Genomic DNA, 17422 nt, shown 5'->3' on the forward strand with positions numbered 1-17422 from the left:
GGGTGTAAGGCATCGAAGGCTCCTGTCTGAAGAAAATCTAGCGGCGCTGCGCCTGTTCGGCGGCGGATAGCACATCCTGCGCCCGTTGCCACGGCCCCGATCCGCGCGGCACGAGGCCCGAGGCGCGCGCGGCATGCAGCCCGGCATCCTCCATCCGCCCCTGCAGCGCGTAGCGTTCCGCGGTGACGACCGAGGCCATGCCCGCCTGGCCGCTCTGCGCGTAGGCCATGGCGAGGTCGCGCAGCAGCCGCGCATCGGTGCCGTCGCGTCCCTGCGCGGCCTCGAGCGCGCGCAGCGCCTCGCCCGGGCGACCGGCGGCCAGAAGCGCGCGGCCCAGCCCGCCCAAGATCAACGGCTCGGACCCCGCCCGCTGCGCGGCGGCCTGGTAGACCTGCACGGCGGCGTCGAAATTGCGCGATTCCAGCAGGATCTGGCCCTTCAGCTCCAGCAGCAGCGGGTCGTCGCCGCGCAGGCGCAGCGCCTCGTCGATGGCCGCAAGCGCGCGGCGCGTGTCGGCGTTGCGGTGATGCGCCACCGCCTCGCGCATCAGGCGGATGTCGGCGCTGGGGCTGTCGCCGGCGCGCCGCAGCGTCCAGCTGGGCGCGCGCTGGAAGGCGGTCAGCTTGCCCTTGGCGCGCGCGAACCAGTAGTTCGCCGTGGCGTCGGGCGCGGCCTGCGGCTGGCCGGCGACCAGCCCTTCGAGGGCGCGCAGGCGGTCGCGGGTCAGCGGGTGACTGCGCACGTAGGGGTCCTGCCGGCCAAGCGACAGCGCCTCCTGCCCACTGAACAGCTGCTGCACCTCGACGGCGGCGCGCGGGTCGATCCCGGCGCGCGCCAGCAGCCGGACGCTTTCGATATCGGCCGAGGATTCCTCGGCCCGCGTGTGCGACAGGAACGAGCGCATCGCGCTGTTCTGCGTGCCGAGCGCGACCGCCGCCCCCAGCTGCCCCTCGCCCGAGGCGGCCGCTGCGGCGGCGCCCAGCACCAGGCCAAGCCCGGCCGCGGTGCGCGCGCTGCGCATGTTGCCCAGCCGCTGCGAGATGTGGCCGTTGGCGATATGCGCGGCCTCGTGCGCGATCACCGCCTGAAGCTGCGCCGCCGTTTCCAGCCGCGACACCAGCCCGGAATGGATGAAGATATGGCGCGTGTCGGCAACGAAGGCGTTGAGCGAGCCGTCATCGACCAGCAGGATGCGCGTCTGCGACGGGCTCAGCCCCGCGGCGCCCAGGATCGGCGCGGCCAGCTGGCGCAGCGCGTATTCGATATCGGCGTCGCGCAGCAGCGCCACGCCTGCGCGCGCCGGCGCCGCGATCGCAAGCGCCAGCACAAGCGCCATCATCCATCCAGCCGCGCGCCGCATTGACGGTTACCCCATTCGCCCCGTAAGCCTCGGCCCGAGTAGAGAGGCACCCCATGCAGAATTCAAGACGCGGCGCTGTCGATCCCTTCATCGTGATGGACGTGATGGAGGCCGCGCGCCAGGCCGAGGAATCCGGCCGCTCGGTGATCCACATGGAGGTCGGCCAGCCCGGCACCGCCGCCCCCGCCGCCGCGCGCGACGCGCTGACCCGGGCGATGGCGGACGACCCGCTGGGCTACACCGTGGCACTGGGGCTGCCGGCGCTGCGCCAGCGCATCGCGCGGCTGTACGGCGACTGGTACGGCGTCGATCTCGACCCGGCGCGCGTCGTCGTCACGCCGGGCAGTTCGGGCGGTTTCATCCTGGCCTTCTCGGCCCTGTTCGACGCGGGGCAGACGGTGGCGCTGGGCCGGCCCGGCTATCCCTCCTACCGCCAGATCCTGCGCGCGCTCGACCTGCAGCCGGTCGAGGTCGCCGCGCGGGAAGAAAACCGCCTGCAGCTGACGCCCGACGATCTCGAGGGCGTCGATTACGACGGCCTGCTGATGGCCAGCCCCGCCAACCCCACGGGCACGATGCTGGACCGCGACGCGCTGGCGGCGCTGATCGGTCACGCCCAGGCGCGCGGCGCGTCGTTCCTGTCGGACGAGATCTACCACGGTCTCGAATACGACCAACGCGCGGTCTCGGCGCTCGAGGTGTCCGACGACGTCTGCGTGATCAACTCGTTCTCCAAGTACTTCTCGATGACCGGCTGGCGCGTCGGCTGGCTGGTCGTGCCCGAGGCGAACCTGCGCCAGGTCGAGCGGCTGGCGCAGAACCTCTTCATCTGCGCGCCCCACGCGGCGCAGGTCGCGGCCTTGGCGGCGATGGACGCGACCGACGAGCTGGAGTCCAATCGTGCGGTTTATGCCCGCAATCGTGCGCTGATGCTCGACGGCCTGCCGAAGGCCGGCTTCGACCGGATCGCGCCGCCGGACGGTGCCTTCTACGTCTACGCCGATGTCAGCCACCTGACCGACGACAGCCGCGCCTTCGCCCGCCAGATCCTGGACGAGGCCGGCGTCGCGGTGACGCCGGGTCTGGATTTCGATCCCGACCGCGGCGCGGGCACGCTCCGTTTTTCCTATGCGCGGGCCACCGCCGATATCGAGGAAGGGCTGGCGCGGCTCGCGCGCTTCATGCAGGCGCGCCGCGAAACGTGACCGTCCCGCGGCGGCCTCGCCGCTGGGCAAGGCCGGCACCCCGGTGATAGGGTCGCGGCAAAACGGGCAGGGCGACACGATGGGCTGGTGCAGGGCGGCGATCGCCGCGGGATTTCTGGCATTCCTGGGCTGCGCGGCGGGTGCGCAGGACGCGTCCGGCCTCGCCCGCCTGACCGGCGGCACGATCGAGGATGGCCGCCGCGAAACCGACGTTTCCCTGCAGCTGAGCCAGGGCGTCCCCTGGCGCGTCTTCACGCTCGACGATCCCTGGCGCGTGGTGCTGGACTTCCGCGAGATCGCGCTCGACGACGCCGCCACCGCCGCACTCGACCGGTCGGACCGCGTGCAGGACATCCGCATGGGCGCCTACCGGCCCGGCTGGACGCGCATCGTGCTGGGCCTCTCGGAACCGATGGCGGTGGCCCGCGCCGGCCTTCGCGTCGACCGCGACAGCGGCGCCGCCACGCTCGACATGACCCTGTCGCCCACCGACCCCGACCGTTTCGCCGCCGCCGCCGGCCTGCCGGCCGATCCCGACTGGGGCCGGCCGCGTGCCGTCGCACCGCGCCCGCCCGCCGATGACGGCCAGCTGGTCATCATGCTCGACCCCGGCCACGGCGGCATCGACCCGGGCGCGCAGAACGACGGCGTCGACGAGGCCGACCTGATGCTGCAATTCGCCCGCGAACTGCGCGACGTGCTGCGCCGCACCGGGCGCTACGCCGTGGTGATGACGCGCGACGACGACGTCTTCGTCTCGCTCGAGGCGCGGGTCGCCGCCGCGCAGGATGCCGGCGCCGATCTCTTCGTCTCGCTGCACGCCGACGCGATCGAGGAAGGCGTCGCCCACGGCGCCTCGGTCTACACCCTGTCGCAGGACGCCAGCGACGAGGCCTCGGCCGCGCTGGCCGAGCGGCACGAGCGTGACGACCTGCTGTCGGGCCTGGATCTGACCGGCACCGACGACCGCGTGGCGCAGGTGCTGATGGACATCGCCCGGCTCGACAGCGCGCCACGCTCGCGTGCGCTGGCCGGGCACCTCGTCGACGGCATCCGCAACGCCGTGGGCGAGGTGCACAAGCGCCCGCTGCGCCACGCGGCGTTCTCGGTCCTGAAGGCGGCCGACATCCCGTCGGTGCTGGTCGAGCTGGGGTTCCTGTCGACCGGGCAAGACCTGAAGAACCTGCGCGACCCGATCTGGCGCGCCGCGATGGCCGCCGGCATCCGCGACGGCATCGACGCCTGGGCGCTCGAGGACGCGGCGCTGGAGGGGTTGCGCCGGCGCTAGGCCGCTGCGGTGGCCGGTTTCGGCCGAGCCTTGCGCCATCGTGTTTTGACCGCGACGGCATCGGCGTATATTGACGGCGCATTCCCTTGACGAGGCCGCCCGTGACCCGATTCATCCTGTCCTTCTTCGGCGGCATCTTCAGCGTGATCACGCTGGGGCTGCTGATGGTCGCGCTCACCGTGGGCGCGGTCTTCTGGATGTATGGCCGGGACCTGCCCAGCCACGAAAGCCTGGCGCAGTACACGCCGCCGACGATCAGCCGGATCTACTCGGCCGAGGGGCGCGTGATCGACGAATTCGCGCAGGAACGCCGCCTGTTCACGCCGGCCGACCAGATCCCCGACCTGGTCAAGCAGGCCTTCATCTCGGCCGAGGACAAGAACTTCTACTCCCACCAGGGCTATGACCCGCGCGGCATCGCGGCGGCCTTCGTCGATGCGGTCCGCTCGCGCGGGCAGGACGTGCGCGGCGCGTCCACGATCACCCAGCAGGTGATGAAGAACTTCCTCTTGTCGGGCGACCGCCGGGCCGAGCGCAAGATCAAGGAGATCATCCTGGCCAGCCGCGTGGAATCCGCGCTGAGCAAGGAGAAGATCCTCGAGCTCTACCTCAACGAGATCTTCCTGGGCCAAAACGCCTACGGCGTCACCGCCGCCGCGCAGGTCTACTTCAACAAGAGCCTCTCGCAACTCGAGCCGCACGAGGCCGCGACGCTGGCCTCGATGCCCAAGGCGCCGTCGAACTACCACCCCGTCCGCAACGCCGACCGGCTGCTGGACCGGCGCAACTTCGTGCTGCGCGAGATGTACGAGAACGGCTATATCGACCGCGGCACCTACCTCGTGGAAGAGGCGCAGCCGCTGCGCTCGGTCCAGAACGAGGATTTCGAACCCTACCAGCGCGCCATGCCCCCGCGCGACTACTTCACCGACGAGATCCGCCGCCAGCTCAGCCGCGACTTCGGCGAAGAGCAGTTCTTCTCGGGCGGCTACAACGTGCGCGCCACGCTCGACCCCGAGATGCAGGAAGAGGCCGCCGAGGCGCTGCGCCGCGCGCTGGAACGCTACGACCGCAGCCTGGGCCGCTGGCGCGGCACCGACGTGACCCTTCCGGCCGAGACGCTGGAGGGCGATGCCTGGCGCGCGGCACTGGCCGAGCTGAGCCTGGCGCGCGACATCATGCTCGACGGCCGCTGGCACCCGGCCGTGGTGCGCGAGGTGCGCGCCGACGAACTGGTGCTGGGGATCGAGGACGTGCCCGCCGACGATCCGCGCGCGCCGGTGGTGCCGCGCTCGGACACGTCGTGGTTCTCGGGCGATCTCGCGGCCAATTTCGAAGCGGGCGACGTGGTCTATGTCCGCGAGGAGACGACCGAGGACGGCAGCATCGCGCATTGGAGCCTGCGCCAGATCCCGGAAGTGCAGGGCGGCTTCATGGCGATGGACGCCAATACCGGCCGCGTGATCGCCATGCAGGGCGGCTTTTCCTACCAGGACTCGGTGTTCAACCGCGCCACCCAGGCGCAGCGCCAGCCGGGGTCCAGCTTCAAGCCCTTCGTCTACGCCTCGGCGCTGGATTCGGGCTACACGCCCGCGACCATCGTCGTCGACGCGCCGATCGAGGTGGACACCGCGCAGGGCGTCTGGCGCCCGCGCAACGCGTCCAACCGCTTCTACGGGCCCACGCCGCTGCGCACCGGGATCGAGCGGTCGCGCAACCTGATGACCATCCGCCTCGCGCAAGAGGTGGGCATGGACACGGTCGCCACCTACGCCGAGCGTTTCGGCGTCTACGACGACATGGGCCGCAACATCGCCAACTCGCTCGGCGCGGACGAGACGACGCTGTATCGCATGGTCGCGGCCTACGCGATGTTCGCCAACGGCGGCGAGCGCGTCGAGCCGACGCTGATCGACCGCGTGCAGGACCGCTACGGCAAGACGATCTACAGCCACGAGACGGCGGCCGGCAACGCGCGGGTCTGCGTCGATTGCGACGACGCGGCCCTGCCCGAGGGGCGCGCGCCGCGCATCATCAACCAGCGCGAGCGGGTGATGAACGCGGTCACCGCGTACCAGCTGACCTCGATGATGGAGGGCGTGGTCGAGCGCGGCACCGCGGCCTCGACCGTCAGCCTGCCGGTGCCGACCGCGGGCAAGACCGGCACCACCAACGACGCCAAGGACGTGTGGTTCGTCGGCTTCACGTCGAACATCGTGGCGGGCTGCTACATCGGCTACGACCAGCCGCGTCCGCTGGGCGCCTCGGCCTCGGGCGGGGCGATGTGCGGCCCGGTCTTCGACGAGTTCATGGAAGAGGCGGTGGCCAAGTACGGCGGCGGTCCCTTCGACGTCCCGGACGAATGCCAGTTCATCAAGATCGACCGCTTCAGCGGCTCGCGCCTGCCCGACGACGCCAGCGGCGCCAACGTGGTGGCCGAATGCTTCCGCGAGGGCGAGGTGCCGATCTTCGGCATCCAGTTCGACGGCGGCTTCGCGATTTCGGGCGATTTCGACCGGATCAACCCCGGCGAGGAAGAGAGCGAGGCGCGCAACGTGACCACCTCGACCGGCGAGCAGGGCGTCGTCGGACCCAAGGCCGGCTTCGGCACGCTCAGCTCGGGCGGGCTCTACTGACCGGCGGCGGGGGGCCCAGAGCGGTGCTCCGCGCGGGCGAAAGGTTCACGAAAGGTAAATCCGTCTCTGCAAGCCATTGAAATCCCTAGGGCGGGATGGTGTCCCATCGTGGGACACCCGCGGGACGGCGGCTTGCTCGCGCCGCGCCCGCCTGCTATCAGCCACCGACATTTCCACCATTCGACCGGACCCGACCCATGCGCGCCGAAGCCCAGAACAACGTCGAGAAGATCCGCAAGTCGCTCGACCTGCTGGCCCAGCGGCTTGGCTGGGAGACCGCCCAGCACCGGCTGGAGGAATTCAACGCCCGCGTCGAGGATCCCGACCTGTGGAACGACCCCGCCGCCGCGCAGAAGCTGATGCGCGACCGGCAGGGCCTCGTCGACGCGATGGAAAGCTACACCAGCCTCAAGCAGGAGCTTGAGGACCAGGTCGAGCTGATCGAGCTGGGCGAGATGGAGGACGACGCCGAAGTCGTGGCCGAAGCCGAGACCGCACTGCGCGGCCTCGTCGACCGCGCCGCGAAGAAGGAGCTCGAGGCGCTGCTGGACGGCGAGACCGACGGCAACGACGCCTTCCTCGAGATCAAGTCCGGCGCCGGCGGCACCGAAGCCTGCGACTGGGCGCAGATGCTGGCGCGCATGTATGTCCGCTGGGCCGAGAAGCGCGGCTTCGAGGTCGAGCTGCAGGAAGAGACGCCGGGCACCGAGGCCGGCATCAAGTCGGCGACCTACCAGATCAAGGGCCACAACGCCTATGGCTGGCTGAAATCCGAGAGCGGCACGCATCGGCTGGTGCGGATATCGCCCTTCGGCAAGGGCACGCGCGAGACATCCTTCGCCGCCGTCGGCGCCTATCCGGTGATCGACGACAACATCGAGATCGAGATCAACCCCGCCGATATCCGCATCGACACCTACCGCTCGTCCGGGGCGGGCGGACAGCACGTGAACACGACCGACTCGGCCGTGCGGATCACGCACGCGCCCACCGGGATCGTGGTCACGTCGTCCGAGAAGTCGCAGCACCAGAACCGCGACATCGCGATGAAGGCGCTGAAATCGCGGCTGTACCAGCTGGAACTCGACCGCCGCAACGCCGAGGTCAACGCCCTGCACGAGGCCAAAGGCGATGCCGGATGGGGCAACCAGATCAGGTCCTACGTGCTGCAGCCCTACCAGATGGTGAAGGACCTGCGTACCCAGCACGAGACCGCGGACACGTCGGGGGTGCTGGACGGCGATCTCGACCCGTTCATGGCGGCGACGCTGGCGATGCAGGTGTCGGGCAAGAGCCGCGCCGAGGCCGGCGCGCAGGACTGACCGCCAAGGCGTATCGATATGCGCGGCTTGCGGCCCAAGATCATTACGTGATCGGCTTTTCCGGCTCCAGCAGCGCGCGGTGATAGGGCATCAGGCTGTCGGCCGAGACCAGCCCCGCACCGCGCGCGGCGCCCAGGATCTTCGACGTCTTGTTGCCGAGGTGCTCGTAGACCTGCCGCTCGAACCGGCGACCGGCGACGTTCTCGCGCAGCGGACGGCTGGTATAGCCGACCCAGTAATTGTTTTCGAACGTCGGCACGCGCGACAGGAAGTTGAACGTGGCCGTGGTGGCGCCGCGGCGGCTGACAAGCGCGGCGATCCCGTCCTCCTGCGGCAGCACGGCGCCGCGGAACTCGCGCGTGGCGGGATCCGTAGGCAGACCCTGGCTGCGCATCGCCTCGCGCGCCTCGAAACCGCGCAGGAAGCACAACCCGTCGGCGCGGAAGACGTAGATCAGCCCCTGCACGAAGCGGTTCGAGTCGAGGAAGCTGCGCCGCACGAAGCGGTAGAAGCCGCTGGGAAAGTCTTTCTCGGGCACCGGCTGCGCGCTGCGGCCGAGGAAGTCGGCGACCGCCGGATGCACCAGCGGGCCCTTGGCCGGAGAGGACAGGTTCTCGAGCGGTTCGAGCAGGATACGCGCGTCGACGTCGAAATGGCGGCAAATCCGGTGCAGCAGGTCGGGGCGCGGAAAGCTCTCGCCGGCGAGGTAGCGGTTGAACTGCGTGCGGTTGATCCCGATCTCGCGGCAGAGCGCCGAAATCGATTCGGACCGTTCGGTCAGCTTGCGCAGATTCGCGCCCAGCATGTCACGAAGCGCCGCCGGGTTTGGCTCTGCTTCGTCCTGTGGTTGTTTAGGCAACGGGAGTTCTCGCAGCGGTTTCATGCTGAATTTAACGTGAGGTGATCTCGTGCCAAGGGTGACGCTAAAGCGCGTCACCCTTGGTGCGCATTAGCGCCACCATGCCCCGTTTCTGGTACAAAGTGCAAGCCGTCGACGCCCGTATAGTCATGTTGTCTGACACAGGATTCCGGCATCGTGACAATAGCGGAAACGCATTGGCAACTTGGACGGATCGCATCATGGAAGATCGGATGTACGGGGTCGTTCTTTGGGCAGATGCCAGCGAAAGCAAGGCTGTCATCTGGTGTGAGGACCACGGCAATCTTGCGTATTATTCCGAACCCGAAGTCTCGTTCGACAGCGGCGAGCCGCTGGACGCGGGCGACCTGATCCAGTTCGACCTGCGCGAGGAAAGCGAATGCCGCCGCGCGCGCAACCTGCGCCGCGTCGATCCGCAGCACGCCCCGGCGCTGCCGGGCAAGCTGCGCGGCGACATGCGCCAGCCGGCGTCGAACGTGATCAGCTTCCCGCGGCGCAACCACTGAGGCAGTGCCCGCGCACAAGCGCGAGGATCAGGGACAGGAATGGCGCGCCGTGGTGACGGCGCGCCGCTTTCCGTTTCAGGGGTCCGTTTTCAGGTGCCGCGGGCCAGGGCCGCGACGCCGGTGCGCGCGATCTCGATCAGGCCCAGCGGCCGCATGAGATCGGCGAAGGCGTCGATCTTGTCGGGCGTACCGGTCAGCTGGAACACGAAGCTTTCCAGCGTGCTGTCGACCACCTGAGCGCGGAAGATGTCGGCCAGGCGCAGCGCTTCCACCCGCTTGTCGCCGGTCCCGGCCACCTTCAGCAGCGCCAGCTCGCGTTCGACCGAACCGCCCTCGACCGTCAGGTCGTGCACCTCGTGGACGGGTACAATCCGGCCCAGCTGCGCCTTGATCTGCTCGATCACCTGCGGCGTGCCGGTGGTGACGATGGTGATGCGGCTCAGATGCCCCTGGTGGTCGACCTCTGCCACGGTCAGGCTGTCGATGTTGTAGCCGCGCCCCGAGAACAGGCCGATGACCCGCGCCAGCACCCCGGGCTCGTTCTCGACCAGCACGGCGAGTGTGTGCGTCTCCTGCACGTCGGAAAAGTTCGGCCGCAGGTTGTAGGCCGAATGCCTGGACGAACCCTTCTTGATCTTCAGCGCCGACATCGCGGTCCTCCTGTGCGGCGCGACAAGGCGCCGGTCCTTGGTTCTGGCAAAATGCTCGGGGCGAGAGTGCGGGGGACCTAAAGCCCCCCGCGCGGGTCAGACCAGCACCGCGCCCTTGGTACCGATCGCGTCCTTGGTCGAGGCCTCGCCCAGCAGCATCTTGTTGTGCGGCTCGCCCGACGGGATCATCGGAAAGCAGTTCTCGTGCTTCTCGACGAGGCAGTCGAAGATCACCGGACCGTCGTGGTTCAGCATCTCCATGATCGCATCGTCGAGATCGGCGGGATCCTCGCACTTGATGCCCTTGGCGCCGAACGCCTCGGCGAGCTTCACGAAGTCGGGCAGCGCCTCGGACCAGGATTGCGAGTAGCGCTCGCCGTGCAACAGCTCCTGCCACTGGCGGACCATGCCGAGGCGCTCGTTGTTGAGGATGAACTGTTTGACCGGCAGGCGGTACTGGATTGCGGTGCCCATCTCCTGCATGTTCATCAGCCACGACGCCTCGCCCGCGACGTTGATCACCAGCGCGTCGGGGTGCGCGACCTGCACGCCGATCGAGGCCGGGAAGCCGTAGCCCATGGTGCCGAGGCCGCCGGAGGTCATCCAGCGGTTGGGATCCTCGAAGCCGAGGTACTGCGCGGCCCACATCTGGTGCTGACCGACCTCGGTGCAGATGTAGCGGTCGCGCCCCTTGGTCAGCGCCTCGAGCCGCGCAATCGCGTGCTGAGGGCGGATCACCGGGCCTTCCTGCTTGAACTTCAGGCAGTCGACGGCGCGCCACTTCTCGATCTGCTTCCACCACTTGGCCAGCGCATCGCGGTTGACCTTGCGGCCGCGCGCCTTCCAGACCTTCAGCACGTCCTCGAGCACGTGGCCCACGTCGCCGATGATCGGGAAGTCGGTCTTGACCACCTTGTTGATCGACGACGGGTCGATGTCGATATGCGCCTTGCGCGAATGGGGCGAGAACGCGTCGATGCGGCCGGTGATCCGGTCGTCGAAGCGCGCACCCACGTTGATCAGTAGGTCGCAGCCGTGCATCGCCAGGTTCGCCTCGTAGAGGCCGTGCATGCCCAGCATTCCCAGCCAGTTCTTGCCCGAGGCGGGATAGGCGCCTAGGCCCATCAGCGTCGAGGTGACGGGAATGCCCGTCGCCTCGGCCAGTTCGCGCAGCAGCTGGCTGGCGCCCGGGCCCGAGTTGATGACGCCGCCGCCGGTGTAGAGAACCGGCTTCTCGGCATTCTCGATCGCCTCGACCAGCGCCTCGATCATCTCCATGTCGCCCTTGACCTGCGGCTGGTAGTGGCGCGAGCCGGCCTTGGGCTTCGGCTGGTAGGCGGCCGAGGCGAACTGCACGTCCTTGGGAATGTCCACCAGAACCGGGCCGGGCCGGCCCTGGGTGGCGACGTGGAACGCTTCGTGGATGGTGGCGGACAGGCGCTCGGTCTCCTTCACCAGCCAGTTGTGCTTGGTGCAGGGGCGGGTGATGCCGACGGTGTCGGCCTCCTGGAACGCGTCCGAGCCGATCATGAAAGTCGGCACCTGGCCGGTCAGCACGACAAGCGGGATCGAATCCATCAGCGCGTCGGTCAGGCCGGTGACGGCGTTGGTCGCGCCCGGTCCGCTCGTCACCAGCACGACGCCCGGCTTGCCGGTCGAGCGGGCGTAGCCCTCGGCCGCGTGGACCGCGCCCTGTTCGTGGCGCACCAGGATGTGGCGGATGTCGTTCTGCTGGAAGATCTCGTCGTAGATGGGTAGCACCGCGCCGCCGGGATAGCCGAATACGACGTCCACGCCCTGTTCCTTCAGGGCCTGAACCACCATCTTCGCTCCGGTCATCTGACGTGTCATCGCGTGTGTTCCTTCTACGACGTCGTATCTGTCATGGTCGTCTGGTCGTCTGTTCGCGCGGTCGGTGAGGCATAAAAAAGCCCCCGGTTTTGTCCGGGGGCGCATGGGGTACCGGTCTGGTCGCCGTTACCGGGCCATGCGCCTTGTTCCTACGATTACCACTAGGCTGTTCATACCGCTGTTCCTTGCCGCGTGCGCGCAAACTATGCAGCCCGCGAAGGCCCGTCAACCGCGATTCGGAACGTAATCGTACCTTGGCGGGCAAATTTCTTTCCGAAAGTTGCGCAAAGCGGGCCCGATTCGAGCGTTCTGCGCGGGAACACGACGCTTGGGCGGTTTGTTGCCAAGGCAAAGACGACATTCAGGAAGACACGGGCGGGCCCCCCGCATGGTCCCGCCCCAAGCGCGAGGGACGCGCCATGCACCAGCTTCACGCCGTTCTGGCCCTGTCGGCCGCCACCGTCATCGCGCTGGGCCTGCTCTCGGGCGGGATCAAGCGGTCGCCCCTGTCCGTGCCGCTGCTGGCGCTGGTCATCGGGGTCGCCGCCGGGCCGACGGGCCTCGGTTGGGTGAACCCCGAGGCGTGGAGCGATGCGCACCAGATCCTCAAGCAGGCGGCGCGCTTCACCGTGGCGATCAGCGTCACCGGCATCGCGCTGCGCACGCCACTTGGCGACGTGCGGGCGCTGCTGCGGCCGGTGGGCCTGCTGCTGGTCTTCGGGATGCTGGGCATGTGGGCGGTGTCGGCGCTGGTGTCGTGGTGGCTGCTGGGGCTGGCGCCGCTGGTGGCGCTGCTTCTGGGCGCGGCGGTCACGCCCACCGACCCGGTGGTGGCCAGCGCCATCGTCACCGGCAAGGCCGCCGAGGAGAAGCTGCCCTCGCGCCTGCGCTCGACCCTGTCGCTGGAGAGCGGGGCGAACGACGGGCTGGGCTACCTGATCGTGCTGCTGCCGCTGCTCGCGCTGACGCTGGCGCCGGACGAATACGTGCTGTCGCACTGGCTGGTTAGCACGCTGCTGGTGGGCGTGGTGCTGGCGGTCGTGCTGGGGGCCGCGATCGGGCTGGTCTGCGGCTGGGCGCTGCGCTGGGCCCGTGCGGCGGGCGTGGTCGAGTACCATTCCTTCCTGTCGATTTCGGTCGCGCTGTCGCTGCTGGCGCTGGCGGCGGCGTCGCTGGTGGGCAGCGACGGCATCCTGGCGTCGTTCGCGGCGGCACTGGCGTTCAACATCGCGCTCGACCGCTCGGACGACTTTGCCGAGGAGAACGTGCAGGAGGCGATCTCGAAGCTGTTCAACCTGCCGGTCTTCGTGCTGCTGGGGATCATGCTGCCCTGGGGCGCGTGGATGCAGCTGGGCTGGGCCGGCGTGGCCTTCGCGGTGGGACTGCTGCTGTTGCGCCGGCCGGTGACGATCGCCGCGCTGGGGCCGTTCCTTGGCGCCGGGCTGCGGATGCGCGACACGGTGTTCCTGGCGTGGTTCGCGCCCGTGGGGGTGGCCGCGCTCTACTACGCGCTGCACGCGATGGAGCAGACCGGCAACCCGGTCTACTGGCACGCGACCTCGCTCGCGGTGGCGGTCTCGGTGCTGCTGCACGGGGTCACGGCGACGGCCGGGATGGCGCTCTACGACCGCGCCGCACCAAGCCGCGGCTGAGGCGCCGGGCCGCGCCGCCGGGGCCGCGCGGCGCCCCCGCAACCTGACGTTGCGGCAGGGGCGGGACGCGAAAAAAATGTCGTCGCGGGCCCGTCATTGGGTATTTCCTTGCACCGGCGGTTTGCCTAGCATCCGCCCACTCAATCGCGCCGGGACGGAGAATCCCGCGCGCAGGACTATCCAATGGGAGGGATACTATGGATCGTCGTTCTTTTCTCAGGGCATCGACCGTCGGCGCAGGCGCCGCGGCGGCCTCGACGCTGGCCGCACCGGCCATCGCGCAGGGCAACCGCACGCTGACGCTGGTCACGACCTGGGGACGCGGCCTTGCGGGCGTGCATGACAGCGCGCAGTACTTCGCCGACCAGCTGACCGCGGCGACGGACGGGCAGCTGACTGTCGACCTGCGCGCCGGCGGCGAGCTCGTCGGCGCGTTCGAGGTGTTCGACGCGGTCTCGGCCGGACAGGCCGACCTCTATCACGGCGTCGACTATTACTTCCTCGGTCAGCACCCGGCGCTGAGCTTCTTCAGCCAGGTGCCGTTCGGCATGAACTTCCAGGAATACGCCAACTGGATCTACCACGAGGGCGGCCAGGAGCTGTCCGACGACCTGTACTCGATCTTCGGCCTGAAGGCGCTGCCCGCGGGCAACACCGGTCCGCAGTCCGGCGGCTGGTTCGCGCGCGAGATCAACGCCCCCGAGGACTTCCAGGGCCTGCGCTTCCGGATGCCGGGCCAGGGCGGCCAGGTGCTGGGCAAGCTCGGCGCGTCGGTGCAGAACCTGCCCGGCTCGGAAGTATACCAGGCGCTGTCCTCGGGTGCCATCGAGGGCACCGAGTGGATCGGTCCCTGGGCCGACGAGACCGCCGGTTTCCAGGAGATCACCAACATCTACTACACCGCCGGTTTCCACGAGCCGGGGCCGAACCTGAACATCGTGTTCTCGCAGGAAGTCTGGGACAGCCTGTCGCCGCAGCACCAGAAGATCGCCGAGCAGGTGGCGCGCGCCGCCAACCTGTGGACGATGTCGCTGTTCATGTCGAACAACTCGTCCGCGCTGCAGCGTCTGCAGCAGGGCGGCGTGCAGTTGCAGGAATTCCCCGACCCCGTCTGGGACGCCTTCGGCGCCGCCGCGCAGGAAGTCATCGCCGAGCCGATGGGCGACGAGCTCTACCGCCGCATCCACGACAGCTACATGGAGTCGCTGCGCTCGTCTGCGCAGTGGATCGAGCGGTCGGAAGGCGCGTTCTCGGCCCAGCGTAACCGCGTCCTGGGTCTCTGACGCCCGGCACAGCCAAGCGGAAGGCCCCGGTCACCGGGGCCTTCTTTGCCTTTGTCCGACCGGTCGCGGACACACGGGCATGACACGATCGCGGCGCGTGGCGGGGGCCACGGCGACGCGGCGGCCGGAACCGGGGAAATCTGAAAAGGACGAGGCGGGACCATGGAACAAGCGGAGTCGTCCGCGGGCGTGATCGACATCCTGTCGGGCGCGCTTTCCGGAGTCTGGTGGGTCGTCCAGAACATCGCGATGGCGTTCTGGAACCTGGGATACGCGTTGACGCATCCGACGCTGTGGCTGGACTGGAGCAACGCCGAGGCGATCATGCGCTTCGTCTATTACGGCGCGTCGTCCGAGCTGTTCTTCGTGGCGTTCACCTTCTTCCTGGTGATCTTCCTCGTCGGACTGTGGCGCAACACGTTCCTGTGGGGCGCCGTGCGCGTTCTGGAAGGCTTCGCCAACACGATCGGGCGCTTCTTCGCCTGGGCGGGCCTGATCATGGTGCTGCAGCAGGTGATCATCATCTTCGTGCAGCGCATCTTCGCCCGGCCGGACCTGTCGATCGGTTTCGGACTGCCGATCACCTTCGACCTCAGCTGGTGGTCCGAAGAGCTGAAGCTCTACAACGCCATGGTGGTGGCGCTGTGCCTGACCTACACCTTCGTGCAGCGCGGCCACGTCCGGGTCGATCTTCTGTATTCGCCCGCCAGCTTCCGCACCAAACGCGTCATCGACATGTTCGGCTCGCTGTTCTTCATGCTGCCGATGGCGGTGGTGATCTGGCTGTACTCGTGGTTCTTCATGTGGCGCCACCTGATCGTGCCCAACCCGTCCGCGTCCGAGGATCTCGACCGGCTGCTGAACAAGGCGCGCGCGCTGCGCTGGAACGTCGAGACGATCGGCTTCTCTCCGAACGGGTTCACCGCGTACTTCCTGTTCAAGATCCTGATCGTCGTCATGGTGGGGATGATCTTCATCCACGCTTTCGCCTTCTTCTTCCGGTCGTTCCTGGAATGGAAGGAAGGCCCTGCCTCGGAAGGCAAGTACCTGGACCTCGACATGGTCGAGCCCGGCGAAGAAGCCTACGAAAACAAAGAACTCTGAGGGAACGCTGAAAATGCTTTTCGGACTGGACGGCGTCGAGATCGGGCTGATCATCGTCTTTCTCACGCTCTTTTCGGCGATCCTGTCGGGCTTTCCGGTGGCCTTCGCCATCGGCGGCGCCGGCGTCATCTCGTTCGGCATCATCGCCGCGCTCGACAGCGCGGGGCTGCTGATCCACCAGGCCATCGACACCGGGTCGCAGGCGTACAACCAACTCGTCGCCTCGGGCGTCGCGCCGGATTCCATCTCGATCTTCCGATACCCGGAACTGCCGCGCCTCGGAGAGCCGGTCTTTCCGCAGGGCTGGGAGACGGCGCTCGACCGCAACGTGAGCTTCATCGTCAACCGCATCAACGAACGCGTCATCGCGGGCCAGAGCATCGAGACGCTGCTGGCGGTGCTGATGTTCGTGCTGATGGGCATCGTGCTGGAGCGGTCGAACATCGCCAACGACCTGCTGACCACGATGGCGCGGGTCTTCGGCCCGCTGCCCGGCGGCCTGGCGGTTTCGATCGTGGTGGTGGGCGCGTTCCTGGCCGCCTCGACAGGCATCGTCGGCGCGACGGTGGTCACGATGGGCCTGCTGGCGCTGCCGACGATGCTGCGCAACGGCTATTCGCCGGAACTGGCGACGGGCGTGATCGCGGCGTCGGGCACGCTGGGACAGATCATCCCGCCGTCGATCGTGATCGTGCTTCTGGGCACCCTCGCGGGCGAGCTCTACTCGACCGCGCAGGACGCGCGCGCCGTCGCCGCGGGCTGCACCGATGCGCTGACCTACCTGGGCCAGCCTGCGGTCGTGTCCGTCGGCACGCTGTTCCAGGCGGCGCTGCTGCCGGGCATCCTGCTGGCAGTGCTCTACGGCATGTACGCCTTCGCCTTCGCCCTGCTGAACCCGTCGCGCGCACCCGCCGTGGCCATGGGCCACGCCAAGGGTGAACCCGTGACCCGCGGCGAGGCCTTCACCTGGTACCTGGGCGTGCCCGTGGCGCTGATCGCCGGCACGATGCTGCTGGCGCAGGTCGGTATCGTGGGCAGCCAATCGACGCTGGCCAGCAGCTACACCGAGGGCGCCGAGGCCGCGAGCCTGCGCACCAACGTGTCGCCGCAATGCCAGGCTTCGATGATCGAGCTGCACGGCCAGGAAGCCTGGGACCAGGCGGTGGCCGAGACCGAGGCGCTGGCCGCCTCGGGCGAAAGCACGCAATCGGTCCGCCGCACCCCCGAAGAGATCGAGGCCGCGCGGCAGCAGCTGATCGCCGATGCCGCGCCGATCGGCACCGGTGTCGCCATCCTGACCGTGATGCTGGGCCTGATCCTCGCCTTCGCGCGCGGCGTGTCGCCGTCCTCGGACCCGCGGCCGCTGCTGATCGGCGCGGGCGGTCTGGCGTTGGGCCTGCTGGTCGACATCCTGCTGATCGGGCCGACAATGTCGTCGGGTGCGACGGTTCTGCTGCTGGCGCTTCCCTGGGCGCTGGCGGTCTACGGTTGCTACCACGCGTTCCGGCGCCTCGCGAAGAACGAGCTGCTGCGCGTGGTCTTCCCGCCGCTGGTGCTGATCGTCGCGGTGCTGGGCTCGATCCTGGGCGGCATCACCAACCCGACACCGGCCGCGGCGCTGGGGGCGGCGGGCGCGATCATGCTGGCCGCCTACCGCAAGCTGAAGGACGAGGATCGCAGCCCCA

General features: G+C 68.7%; 13 protein-coding genes. 9 read left to right on the forward strand and 4 right to left on the reverse strand.

Annotated elements, in window-relative coordinates; translation table 11 throughout:
* Window positions 1-37 precede the first annotated feature (37 nt).
* On the reverse strand, window positions 38-1339 hold the full coding sequence (locus ACFDTC_RS00290) for a M48 family metalloprotease (protein WP_375256853.1): 1302 nt from the start codon (window positions 1337-1339) through the stop codon (window positions 38-40).
* A 74-nt stretch (window positions 1340-1413) separates the two neighbouring features.
* Here ACFDTC_RS00290 and ACFDTC_RS00295 point away from each other — a divergent pair, with 74 nt between their 5' ends.
* The 4 genes from ACFDTC_RS00295 to prfB all read left to right on the forward strand — a co-directional run bounded on the left by ACFDTC_RS00295 (window position 1414) and on the right by prfB (window position 7811).
* A complete protein-coding gene (locus ACFDTC_RS00295; RefSeq protein ID WP_375256854.1) occupies window positions 1414-2565 on the forward strand; it encodes an aminotransferase class I/II-fold pyridoxal phosphate-dependent enzyme in 1152 nt (383 codons plus the stop codon).
* Between the two features lie 79 nt (window positions 2566-2644).
* On the forward strand, window positions 2645-3853 hold the full coding sequence (locus tag ACFDTC_RS00300; RefSeq protein WP_375256855.1) for an N-acetylmuramoyl-L-alanine amidase: 1209 nt from the start codon (window positions 2645-2647) through the stop codon (window positions 3851-3853).
* Between the two features lie 101 nt (window positions 3854-3954).
* Window positions 3955-6489 carry a penicillin-binding protein 1A gene (locus ACFDTC_RS00305; RefSeq protein ID WP_375256856.1) on the forward strand — a complete coding sequence of 845 codons (2535 nt, stop codon included), beginning with the start codon at window positions 3955-3957 and terminating at the stop codon, window positions 6487-6489.
* A 197-nt stretch (window positions 6490-6686) separates the two neighbouring features.
* Window positions 6687-7811: a peptide chain release factor 2 gene (gene prfB, locus ACFDTC_RS00310; protein ID WP_375256857.1), complete on the forward strand. Its 1125-nt coding sequence runs from the start codon at window positions 6687-6689 to the stop codon at window positions 7809-7811.
* Window positions 7812-7854: 43 nt separating this feature from the next.
* On the opposite strand, the gene ACFDTC_RS00315 is transcribed toward prfB, so the two are convergent.
* A complete protein-coding gene (locus tag ACFDTC_RS00315; protein ID WP_375256858.1) occupies window positions 7855-8616 on the reverse strand; it encodes a helix-turn-helix domain-containing protein in 762 nt (253 codons plus the stop codon).
* 155 nt (window positions 8617-8771) lie between these two features.
* Between ACFDTC_RS00315 and ACFDTC_RS00320 the strand changes: the two genes are divergently transcribed.
* Window positions 8772-9197, forward strand: coding sequence for a hypothetical protein (locus ACFDTC_RS00320; RefSeq protein WP_375256859.1), 426 nt, complete (start codon window positions 8772-8774; stop codon window positions 9195-9197).
* Between the two features lie 89 nt (window positions 9198-9286).
* Here the strand turns inward: ACFDTC_RS00320 and ilvN are convergent, their stop codons facing one another.
* Both ilvN and ACFDTC_RS00330 read right to left on the reverse strand, forming a co-directional pair.
* Entirely contained in the window at window positions 9287-9847 is a 561-nt protein-coding gene (gene ilvN / locus ACFDTC_RS00325; protein WP_375256860.1) for an acetolactate synthase small subunit, read from the reverse strand.
* A gap of 96 nt (window positions 9848-9943) precedes the next feature.
* Window positions 9944-11698, reverse strand: coding sequence for an acetolactate synthase 3 large subunit (locus ACFDTC_RS00330; RefSeq protein ID WP_375256861.1), 1755 nt, complete (start codon window positions 11696-11698; stop codon window positions 9944-9946).
* Window positions 11699-12117: 419 nt separating this feature from the next.
* Here ACFDTC_RS00330 and ACFDTC_RS00335 point away from each other — a divergent pair, with 419 nt between their 5' ends.
* From ACFDTC_RS00335 to ACFDTC_RS00350, 4 genes are all read left to right on the forward strand, one after another.
* Window positions 12118-13350, forward strand: coding sequence for a cation:proton antiporter (locus ACFDTC_RS00335; RefSeq protein WP_375256862.1), 1233 nt, complete (start codon window positions 12118-12120; stop codon window positions 13348-13350).
* Window positions 13351-13547: 197 nt separating this feature from the next.
* A complete protein-coding gene (locus ACFDTC_RS00340; protein ID WP_375256863.1) occupies window positions 13548-14633 on the forward strand; it encodes a TRAP transporter substrate-binding protein in 1086 nt (361 codons plus the stop codon).
* Between the two features lie 162 nt (window positions 14634-14795).
* A complete protein-coding gene (locus tag ACFDTC_RS00345) occupies window positions 14796-15737 on the forward strand; it encodes a TRAP transporter small permease subunit (RefSeq protein WP_375256864.1) in 942 nt (313 codons plus the stop codon).
* A gap of 13 nt (window positions 15738-15750) precedes the next feature.
* The coding region (locus ACFDTC_RS00350; protein WP_375256865.1) for a TRAP transporter large permease subunit at window positions 15751-17422 on the forward strand (1672 nt) is incomplete at its 3' end.

The sequence above is a fragment of the Citreimonas sp. genome (genome assembly GCF_042096055.1).
Taxonomy (GTDB): Bacteria; Pseudomonadota; Alphaproteobacteria; order Rhodobacterales; family Rhodobacteraceae; genus Citreimonas.

What these genes read in the sequence shown, in the direction of transcription:
- ACFDTC_RS00295 (WP_375256854.1), top strand. Translation starts at nt 1,414, where the DNA reads ATGCAGAATTCAAGACGCGGCGCTGTCGATCCCTTCATCGTGATGGAC.
- ACFDTC_RS00330 (WP_375256861.1), bottom strand. Translation starts at nt 11,698, where the DNA reads ATGACACGTCAGATGACCGGAGCGAAGATGGTGGTTCAGGCCCTGAAG.
- ACFDTC_RS00345 (WP_375256864.1), top strand. Translation starts at nt 14,796, where the DNA reads ATGGAACAAGCGGAGTCGTCCGCGGGCGTGATCGACATCCTGTCGGGC.
- ACFDTC_RS00340 (WP_375256863.1), top strand. Translation starts at nt 13,548, where the DNA reads ATGGATCGTCGTTCTTTTCTCAGGGCATCGACCGTCGGCGCAGGCGCC.
- ACFDTC_RS00300 (WP_375256855.1), top strand. Translation starts at nt 2,645, where the DNA reads ATGGGCTGGTGCAGGGCGGCGATCGCCGCGGGATTTCTGGCATTCCTG.
- ACFDTC_RS00320 (WP_375256859.1), top strand. Translation starts at nt 8,772, where the DNA reads ATGCCCCGTTTCTGGTACAAAGTGCAAGCCGTCGACGCCCGTATAGTC.
- ilvN (WP_375256860.1), bottom strand. Translation starts at nt 9,847, where the DNA reads ATGTCGGCGCTGAAGATCAAGAAGGGTTCGTCCAGGCATTCGGCCTAC.
- prfB (WP_375256857.1), top strand. Translation starts at nt 6,687, where the DNA reads ATGCGCGCCGAAGCCCAGAACAACGTCGAGAAGATCCGCAAGTCGCTC.
- ACFDTC_RS00315 (WP_375256858.1), bottom strand. Translation starts at nt 8,616, where the DNA reads ATGCTGGGCGCGAATCTGCGCAAGCTGACCGAACGGTCCGAATCGATT.
- ACFDTC_RS00290 (WP_375256853.1), bottom strand. Translation starts at nt 1,339, where the DNA reads ATGATGGCGCTTGTGCTGGCGCTTGCGATCGCGGCGCCGGCGCGCGCA.
- ACFDTC_RS00335 (WP_375256862.1), top strand. Translation starts at nt 12,118, where the DNA reads ATGCACCAGCTTCACGCCGTTCTGGCCCTGTCGGCCGCCACCGTCATC.